This is a genomic window from Kocuria rhizophila, from assembly GCF_003667225.1.
GTDB lineage: Bacteria > Actinomycetota > Actinomycetes > Actinomycetales > Micrococcaceae > Kocuria > Kocuria rhizophila.
The window spans coordinates 1-7,276 of the sequence record NZ_RCOM01000100.1 but is presented as its reverse complement, the minus strand read 5'-3'; the positions used below and the strand labels follow the sequence as shown (position 1 = coordinate 7,276).

Sequence of the window (7,276 nt, the reverse complement as noted above, 5' to 3'; positions counted from 1 at the left end):
CAACCCCTGCGCCGGCCATCCCCGCCCTGATCGCCACCTGCGACGACCAGCGCCCCCCGCCCTGCGCGGGCCGGTTCACCGGCGCTGTGGGCGGGCACGCGTCGCGTGATTCAGGGGCCAGAGCCGTTTTGTGCATCGCGCTGAGATGCTGTTAGAGTATTCCGCGTTGCCCCGATAGCTCAGTGGTAGAGCGCCATCTTGGTAAGATGGAGGTCCCGGGATCGATTCCCGGTCGGGGCTCTCATGATGACAACCTGCGGAACCTTGCGAACCGCGGGTTTCATCCATGATGTGGCGGTGTAGCTCAGCTGGTTAGAGCGCACGACTCATAATCGTGAGGTCGACGGATCGAGCCCGTCCACCGCTACCGTTCAGGCGCCGTTCCCCTCGGGGAACGGCGCCTTTTCCGTGTCCGGCTCCGCCGCTGGTCCCGCGCCGTGGATGTCCGGTGCATGCGTGCACGCGGGAGGGTGCGGGGCCCGGGCCACCACCCCCGGTGCCCGGGCCTCGGTGACATGTACCCGGTGCGCCGTCGTCGGCCAAGCCCTGCATTTGACGAGCGCGAGTGCACCGTCCCGGGCCACGCGTCGTCGGCGGACCGGGGAGTGGAGGGGCCGATAGGCTGGGCGGAAAGCCGTCCGTCGAATCGAGGAGACCATGGCCGTATCCCCTGACGTGGTGGGCACCACCTACCCGTCCATCCCCGCGTACCAGGTGGGCCGCGAGAAGATCCGTGAGTTCGCCACCGCTGTGAAGGCCACGGATCCCGTGCACCACGACGTCGCCGCCGCGCAGGCGGCCGGCTACCCGGACCTCGTGGCCCCGCCCACCTTCGCGATCGTCGTGTCCCAGCGGGCCGACGCCGCCCTGGTCAACGACCCCGAGGCCGGGATCGACTTCTCGCGCGTGGTCCACGCGGACCAGCGCTTCACGCACCACCGGCCCGTCGTGGCGGGGGACGAGCTGACGGCGGCGGTCACGGTGGATGCCGTGCGACCGCTGGGAACGGGGGCCATGGTGACGTCACGCGTGGAGGTCACCACGGTGGACGGGGAGAAGGTGGCGACCACCGTGTCGTCGCTTCTCGTACGAGGAGAGGACCAGTGAGCGTGGAGTTCGAGAGCCTGGAGAAGGGCCAGAAGATCGGCGAGCGCCGGATCGAGGTGTCCCGCGCGGACCTCGTGGCCTACGCGGGAGCCTCGGGGGACATGAACCCCATCCACTGGAACGAGGACTTCGCCCGGTCGGTGGGTCTGCCCAACGTGATCGCCCACGGGATGTTCACCATGGGCGTGGCCGTGGGGCTGGTGACCGAGTGGGCCGGTGACCCGGGTGCCGTGGTGGACTACCAGACCCGCTTCACCAAGCCCGTGGTGGTTCCCAACGCGTACGGCACGGCGGTCGAGCCGAGCACCGCGCTGTCGGTCAGCGGTGTGGTCGGGGCCGTGGATCCGCAGGCGCGCACCGCGCGCGTGGACCTCACGGTGACCGCCCCGGACCTCTCGGACCCCGATGCGAAGCCGGAGACCGCCACGGCGCTCAAGGTGCTCGTCAAGGCCCAGGCCGTCGTGAGGTTCCCGCACTAGGATTGACCACCATGAATGCACCGCGACTCTCCCAGCTCACGTCCACGGCCGTGGGCGGCCCCGTCTCCCGCTGCGTGGAGGCCAGCACGGAGGAGGAGCTCGTGGCGGCGGTCTCGCGCGCCGACCAGGCGGGGGAGCGCGTGCTGATCGTGGGCGGGGGGTCCAACATCCTCGCCTCGGACGAGCCGTTCGAGGGCACGGTGGTGCTCGTGGGCACCCGGGGTTTCACGGTCACGGACCCGCGCCGCACGGCGGGCAGTGCACCGTCTGACGACGTCGCCCGCGAGCCGGCCGGAGCATCTCCCCACGGCGGGGCCCCCCACGGCGCCGCCCAGCATCTGCCCCCGGCCCACAGTGGCGCCGAGACCGAGACCGGGACCGAGACCGGTGGCGACGCCGCGGACGAGCGCTCCGTGCTCGTGGAGGCCGCGGCCGGACACCCGTGGGACGACCTCGTGCGGGACACCGTGGAGCGCGGGCTCGCCGGGCTGGAGACGCTCGCCGGGATCCCCGGGACCACGGGCGCCACCCCGGTGCAGAACGTGGGCGCCTACGGCTCGGAGGTCTCGCAGAACATCGTGCGGGTGCGCGTGTGGGACCGGCAGGAGCAGCGGAGCCGCACGTTCTCGTTCGAGGACCTCGAGTTCTCCTACCGTGACTCCCTGCTCAAGCGCAGCACGGACCACGGCTCACCGCGGTACGTGGTGCTCTCCGTGACGTTCCGGTTGGAGCGGCGTGAGGACTCCACGCCCGTGCGCTATGCGCAGCTGGCCACCGCTCTGGGTGTCGAGGTGGGGGAGCGCGCCCCGTTGACCACCGTGCGGGACACCGTCCTGCGGCTGCGGGCGGGCAAGGGCATGGTGCTGGATCCCGAGGACCGGGACACCTTCAGCACGGGCTCCTTCTTCACGAACCCCGTGGTGCCCGAGCACGAGCTCACGGACCGGATTCCGGCGGACGCCCCCCGGTACCCGGTCCTGGATGCACGAGGCCGCACCGTGGAGGGCGCCGTGAAGTTCTCCGCAGCGTGGCTGATCGACCACGCGGGCTTTGGCAAGGGCTTTGGGCTGCCCGGCACACGCAACGAGCTGCTGAACCTGGCCGGGGAGGACGTTGCCGGGGGCCGGGCGTCCCTGTCCAGCAAGCACACCCTGGCCATGACCAACCGCGGGGAGGCGACCGGGGAGGACGTCGCAGCAGTGGCCCGTGCGGTGCAGCGCGGTGTTGAGCAGGTCTTCGGGGTGCGCCTGGAACCCGAGCCGGTGCTGCTGGGGCTGTCCCTGTGAGACGCGCGCGCCCCGCGGCGGCGTCGTTCTCCGAGTCCCGGGCGGTGCTGTCGTGAGCTCCGAGCTCCACGAGGAGATCGAGCGCGGTGAACGTGGCGGTCGGGTGCACGACGCCGTCCTGCGGCTGCGGGCCTTCTCCGAGCGGCACCCCGTGCTGCGGGTGCTGCACAAGGGCATCGTGATCGTGCTCGGCGGGGTGTTCGCGCTCGCGGGGCTCGTGATGCTCGTGACCCCGGGGCCCGGGTGGCTGTTCATCTTCCTGGGGCTGGGCATCTGGAGCACGGAGTTCGAGTGGGCGCACCGGCTCAACATGCGCATCAAGCGGGCGGCACTGCGGATGTGGCGCTGGTGGTCCAACCTCGTGGCCGAGTGGCGCTACCGGCGGGCACGGGACAAGCCGCACGGGTGGGAGCAGGGGCCGCGGCACATGCGTGCCACGGACCCCTCGACAGGCCAGTGACCAGGGCAGCCGCGGCACGCGAGCCGCGGCACTGACGAGGGGCCGCCGTCGTGACGGCCACGCAGCCGGACGGAACCCCGCTGTCTCAGAGTGTCCCGAGGGCGATCTTGAGCATCCGGCGCACGGGTTCGGCCGCGCCCCACAGCAGCTGGTCCCCCACGGTGAACGCGGAGACGTGCTGCGGTCCCATGGACAGGGTGCGGATGCGACCCACGGGGATCTGCAGCGAACCGGAGGCGGCCACGGGGGTGAGGTCCCTCATGGTGTCCTCCTTGGTGTTGGGCACCACGGTGGCCCACTCGTTGTCCTCGTCCAGGAGCCGCTCAATCTCGGGCACGGGGATCTCCTCGCGCAGCTTGAGGGTGAGCGCCTGGGAGTGGGAGCGCATGGCGGCGATCCGCACGCACAGCCCGTCCACGGGGATGGTGGCGTCCCCGGAGCGGCCCAGGATCTTGTTGGTCTCCGCCTGGGCCTTCCACTCCTCGCGGGACTGGCCGTTGCCGAGGTCCGCGTCGATCCAGGGGATGAGCGAACCCGCCAGGGGCACTCCGAACTGGGTGGTGTCCAGCTCCCCGCCGCGCTGGGCGGCCAGCACGGCGCGGTCGATCTCCAGGATCGCGGACGCCGGATCGGACAGCTGCTCGGCCACGGTGCCGTTGAGGTCCCCGAACTGCCGCAGCACCTCGCGCATGTGGCGGGCGCCGCCGCCGGAGGCCGCCTGGTAGGTCATGGAGGTGGCCCACTCCACCAGCCCGTTGCGGAACAGCCCGCCCAGGCCCATGAGCATGCACGAGACGGTGCAGTTGCCGCCCACGAAGTCCTTCGCACCGCGGTCCAGGGCGGCGTCGATGACGTCCCGGTTGACGGGATCCAGCACGATCACGGCGTCGTCGTCCATGCGCAGCGTGGAGGCGGCGTCGATCCAGATGCCGTCCCAGCCGGCGGCTCGCAGGGCTCCGTGGACGGCCGTGGTGTAGTCCCCGCCGTGCGTGGTCACGAGCACCGGGAGCTTGGCGAGCGCCTCGAGGTCGTGGGCGTCCTGCAGGGTGCCGGTGTCTCCGAGACCGTCGATCTCCGGTGCCGGCTCCCCAGCGGCGGAGGTGGAGAAGAACACGGGGTCCAGCTCCGCGAAGTCGTTCTCGGCGCGCAGGCGGTCCATGAGCACGGAGCCGACCATGCCGCGCCAACCGATGAAACCTACGGCGGCGGGGTGTGAAGTCATGCCGCCCAGTCTAGCCAGGAGGCGTGGGCCCGGTCCGGGGCTGGGACGAGGGTCGACGCCTCGTCCCCGGCCACGAGTGAGCAACCCACCACGGCGCCGCTCGCCCCCGCCCCGTCCGCACACCTCTGCTCCGCGCGCACCCGGCCACGACCTCCCGGCCCGCCACGCCACGGGGCCGGGCTCAGCCCTCGGCGCGCGGGTCCGGCGTGGTGGCCAGCAGGTCCCGGTAGGACGGAAAGCGGTCCATGAAGTCCCGCACGTAGCTGCACGTGGCCCGCACCTTCGTGCCGCGCTCGCGGTACTCGTCCAGCACGCGGGTCACGAGCGTGCGGGCGTAGCCCTGTCGGCCGAAGGCTTCGGAGATGATGGTGTGCTGCAGGTCCACGGTGCCGTCCGGGAGCACCTCCACGCCCAGGAAGCCGATGTACTGCCCGCCGTCCCACAGCTCGTAGCGGGAGTCGTCGTGGTTGGGCACGATCTTCAGCTCAGGGCTCGTGACGGTGCTCGGTGTGCTCTCGTCGCTCACGGGGGACTCCTCCGCTCGGTGTGTGTGGGACATCACGCTATCCCACGGGGGTGTGCGTCCACTCGTCGATCCGGAACCGGGTGCCGTTGCGGGACTCGGCCCAGTCCGCGACCTCCCGGCGGGACCAGGAGCCCTCCAGCGCGGGAGCGTGGGTGTCCCCGGTGACGTCCAGGTCCACGGTGGTCACCAGGGCACGGGTGAGCGGCAGCGGCCGGTGGGACACGGCCTCGTGCCACACTCCCGGCCCGCCGATCACCCACACCTCACGGGCGGTGTCCTCGTGCTCCGGCCCGGAAGCCGGGAGCAGGGACACGGCGAGGTCGAGGGCCTCGGTGTAGGAGCCCACGGCCCACACGCGCTCGCCGTCCGCGGGCACGGACTCCGGACGGGACGTGATCACGATGTTCGGCCGTCCCGGCAGCGGACGGAACTTCTCCGGGAAGGACTCCCACGTGCGCCGGCCCATGACCACGGGGTGCCCGATGGTGGTGCGCGCGAAGAACTTCAGGTCCTCGGACAGGTGCCACGGGATACCGCCGTCCACCCCGATCACACCACTCGGGCTCTGCGCCCAGATGGCCCCCACGACGACGCCGCCCGTGCCGCTCGCGGACGGGGCGTGAGCGGCGTCGTCGTCCGCCGGGGGCTGGGTCCGGGATGGGGCGGGGAAACGGTCCGCGCTCACACCGCCACCGGTGCCTTGATGCCGGGGTGGTGCTGGTAGCCCTCCACCGCGAAGTCCTCGAACGCGTAGTCGAAGATGGTCTCCGGGCGACGCGTGAGCCGCAGCGTGGGGTACGGGTAGGGCTCGCGCGCGAGCTGCGTGCGTACCTGCTCCAGGTGGTTGGTGTAGATGTGGCAGTCCCCGCCGGTCCACACGAACTCGCCGGGCACCAGGTCGCACTGCTGGGCCACCATCACGGTGAGCAGCGCGTAGGAGGCGATGTTGAACGGCACGCCCAGGAACAGGTCCGCCGAGCGCTGGTAGAGCTGGCAGCTCAGGGCGTCCGGGCCGTCCTCGCGCGGCTGCACGTAGAACTGGAACAGCGCGTGGCACGGGGGCAGCGCCATCCGGTCCACCTCCGCGGGATTCCACGCGGTGACCATGTGCCGCCGGGAGTCCGGGGTGGTGCGGATGGACTCGACCACGCGCGCGATCTGGTCGATCGTCTCCCCGTGCCCGGCGGGCCAGCTGCGCCACTGCACGCCGTACACCGGACCCAGGTCCCCGTTCTCGTCCGCCCACTCGTCCCAGATGCTCACCCCGCGCTCCTGCAGCCAGCGCACGTTGGAGGAGCCGGAGAGGAACCACAGCAGCTCGAGCGCCACGGAGCGGAAGTGCACACGCTTGGTGGTCAGCAGGGGGAAGGAGGAGCTGAGGTCGTAGCGGATCTGGCGCCCGAACACCGACAGCGTCCCGGTCCCGGTGCGGTCCGTCTTGGGCGTCCCGTTCTCCAGGACGTCCCGCAGCAGGTCCTCGTACGGTGTGGGGATCTCGCTCATGGCTCTCCTCTCACGACGCCGCACGCTCGCGTCGCGCTCTCTGCTGGCGGGGGCCGCGGGGGCGCCACCGCGGGGTGGTCAGTCGTCGAACGGGGAGATGATCTCGAACGCCACGGCGCGGGAGCGCTGGGAGCCGCGCGGCATGTGCATCACGATCATCTGACCCGGGCTCAGGTAGGGGTCAGAGTCCGGCAGCTCCTTGGCCATCCTGGAGGGCATGTGGGACGCGAGCACCTTGAGAACGGTGGGGAGCACGGGGCGGTGGGTGCACAGCACCACGGGGCGCTCGCTGTCGAAGAGCTGCTCCGTGACCTGGGCGGCGCGCTTGGGGTGGCGCTTGTGGGTGGCCTCGGTGAGCTGCGGACGCTCCTTGACCTTCACGTTGTGCTTGGTGGCGTAGGGCACCACCGTGGACATGCAGCGTAGCCAGGGGGAAGTAACCACGCGCTCGGGCTGCCACGCCGCGAGCAGCCGGGTCACGGCCAGGGCCTGCCGCTTGCCGGTGGCCGCGAGGGGGCGGTCCCCCTCGGCCCGCTGCCAGGACGAACGCGGCTTGGCCTTGGCGTGGCGGATCACGATCACGGGGCGGGTGGCCAGGCACGCGCGGGAGTGCAGCCTCGCGAGTTCTTCCAGGGGCGCCCGGTCGTCGGTGTTGGTGAGCATCTCCCGGGCCCGCTCCACGGTCACCCACTC

Annotated in this window: 9 protein-coding genes and 2 tRNA genes; 6 read left to right on the top strand and 5 right to left on the bottom strand. The window is 71.4% G+C overall.

The window, feature by feature from the left end; translation table 11 throughout:
* Window positions 1-168 precede the first annotated feature (168 nt).
* The 6 genes from D9R02_RS10680 to D9R02_RS10655 all read left to right on the top strand — a co-directional run bounded on the left by D9R02_RS10680 (window position 169) and on the right by D9R02_RS10655 (window position 3,332).
* Window positions 169-240 (top strand) — tRNA-Thr (locus tag D9R02_RS10680).
* A gap of 53 nt (window positions 241-293) precedes the next feature.
* Window positions 294-367, top strand: a tRNA-Met gene (locus D9R02_RS10675).
* Between the two features lie 290 nt (window positions 368-657).
* Window positions 658-1,107 carry a MaoC family dehydratase N-terminal domain-containing protein gene (locus D9R02_RS10670; protein WP_019309692.1) on the top strand — a complete coding sequence of 150 codons (450 nt, stop codon included), beginning with the start codon at window positions 658-660 and terminating at the stop codon, window positions 1,105-1,107.
* Window positions 1,104-1,586, top strand: coding sequence for a MaoC family dehydratase (locus D9R02_RS10665; RefSeq protein WP_019309691.1), 483 nt, complete (start codon window positions 1,104-1,106; stop codon window positions 1,584-1,586). Before D9R02_RS10670 ends, D9R02_RS10665 begins: the two co-directional genes overlap by 4 nt.
* A gap of 11 nt (window positions 1,587-1,597) precedes the next feature.
* Window positions 1,598-2,872, top strand: a complete 1,275-nt coding sequence (locus D9R02_RS10660) for a UDP-N-acetylmuramate dehydrogenase (RefSeq protein WP_121566888.1) — start codon at window positions 1,598-1,600, stop codon at window positions 2,870-2,872.
* Between the two features lie 52 nt (window positions 2,873-2,924).
* On the top strand, window positions 2,925-3,332 hold the full coding sequence (locus tag D9R02_RS10655) for a PGPGW domain-containing protein (RefSeq protein ID WP_019309689.1): 408 nt from the start codon (window positions 2,925-2,927) through the stop codon (window positions 3,330-3,332).
* 85 nt (window positions 3,333-3,417) lie between these two features.
* Here D9R02_RS10655 and asd read toward each other — a convergent pair whose 3' ends face one another.
* The 5 genes from asd to D9R02_RS10630 all read right to left on the bottom strand — a co-directional run.
* Window positions 3,418-4,554 carry an aspartate-semialdehyde dehydrogenase gene (gene asd, locus D9R02_RS10650; RefSeq protein WP_121566887.1) on the bottom strand — a complete coding sequence of 379 codons (1,137 nt, stop codon included), beginning with the start codon at window positions 4,552-4,554 and terminating at the stop codon, window positions 3,418-3,420.
* Window positions 4,555-4,735: 181 nt separating this feature from the next.
* Window positions 4,736-5,080 carry a GNAT family N-acetyltransferase gene (locus D9R02_RS10645; RefSeq protein WP_059281422.1) on the bottom strand — a complete coding sequence of 115 codons (345 nt, stop codon included), beginning with the start codon at window positions 5,078-5,080 and terminating at the stop codon, window positions 4,736-4,738.
* Window positions 5,081-5,117: 37 nt separating this feature from the next.
* Window positions 5,118-5,765, bottom strand: a complete 648-nt coding sequence (locus D9R02_RS10640) for a dihydrofolate reductase (protein ID WP_121566886.1) — start codon at window positions 5,763-5,765, stop codon at window positions 5,118-5,120.
* Complete coding sequence (locus D9R02_RS10635; protein WP_019309685.1) at window positions 5,762-6,583, bottom strand: thymidylate synthase; 822 nt, start codon at window positions 6,581-6,583, stop codon at window positions 5,762-5,764. Before D9R02_RS10635 ends, D9R02_RS10640 begins: the two co-directional genes overlap by 4 nt.
* A 78-nt stretch (window positions 6,584-6,661) precedes the next feature.
* Window positions 6,662-7,276: SixA phosphatase family protein (locus D9R02_RS10630; RefSeq protein ID WP_147435358.1), on the bottom strand; the 615-nt coding region annotated here is incomplete at its 5' end.

Coding starts and splice junctions, on each gene's coding strand:
- D9R02_RS10670 (WP_019309692.1), top strand. CDS start 658: ATGGCCGTATCCCCTGACGTGGTGGGCACCACCTACCCGTCCATCCCC.
- D9R02_RS10660 (WP_121566888.1), top strand. CDS start 1,598: ATGAATGCACCGCGACTCTCCCAGCTCACGTCCACGGCCGTGGGCGGC.
- asd (WP_121566887.1), bottom strand. CDS start 4,554: ATGACTTCACACCCCGCCGCCGTAGGTTTCATCGGTTGGCGCGGCATG.
- D9R02_RS10635 (WP_019309685.1), bottom strand. CDS start 6,583: ATGAGCGAGATCCCCACACCGTACGAGGACCTGCTGCGGGACGTCCTG.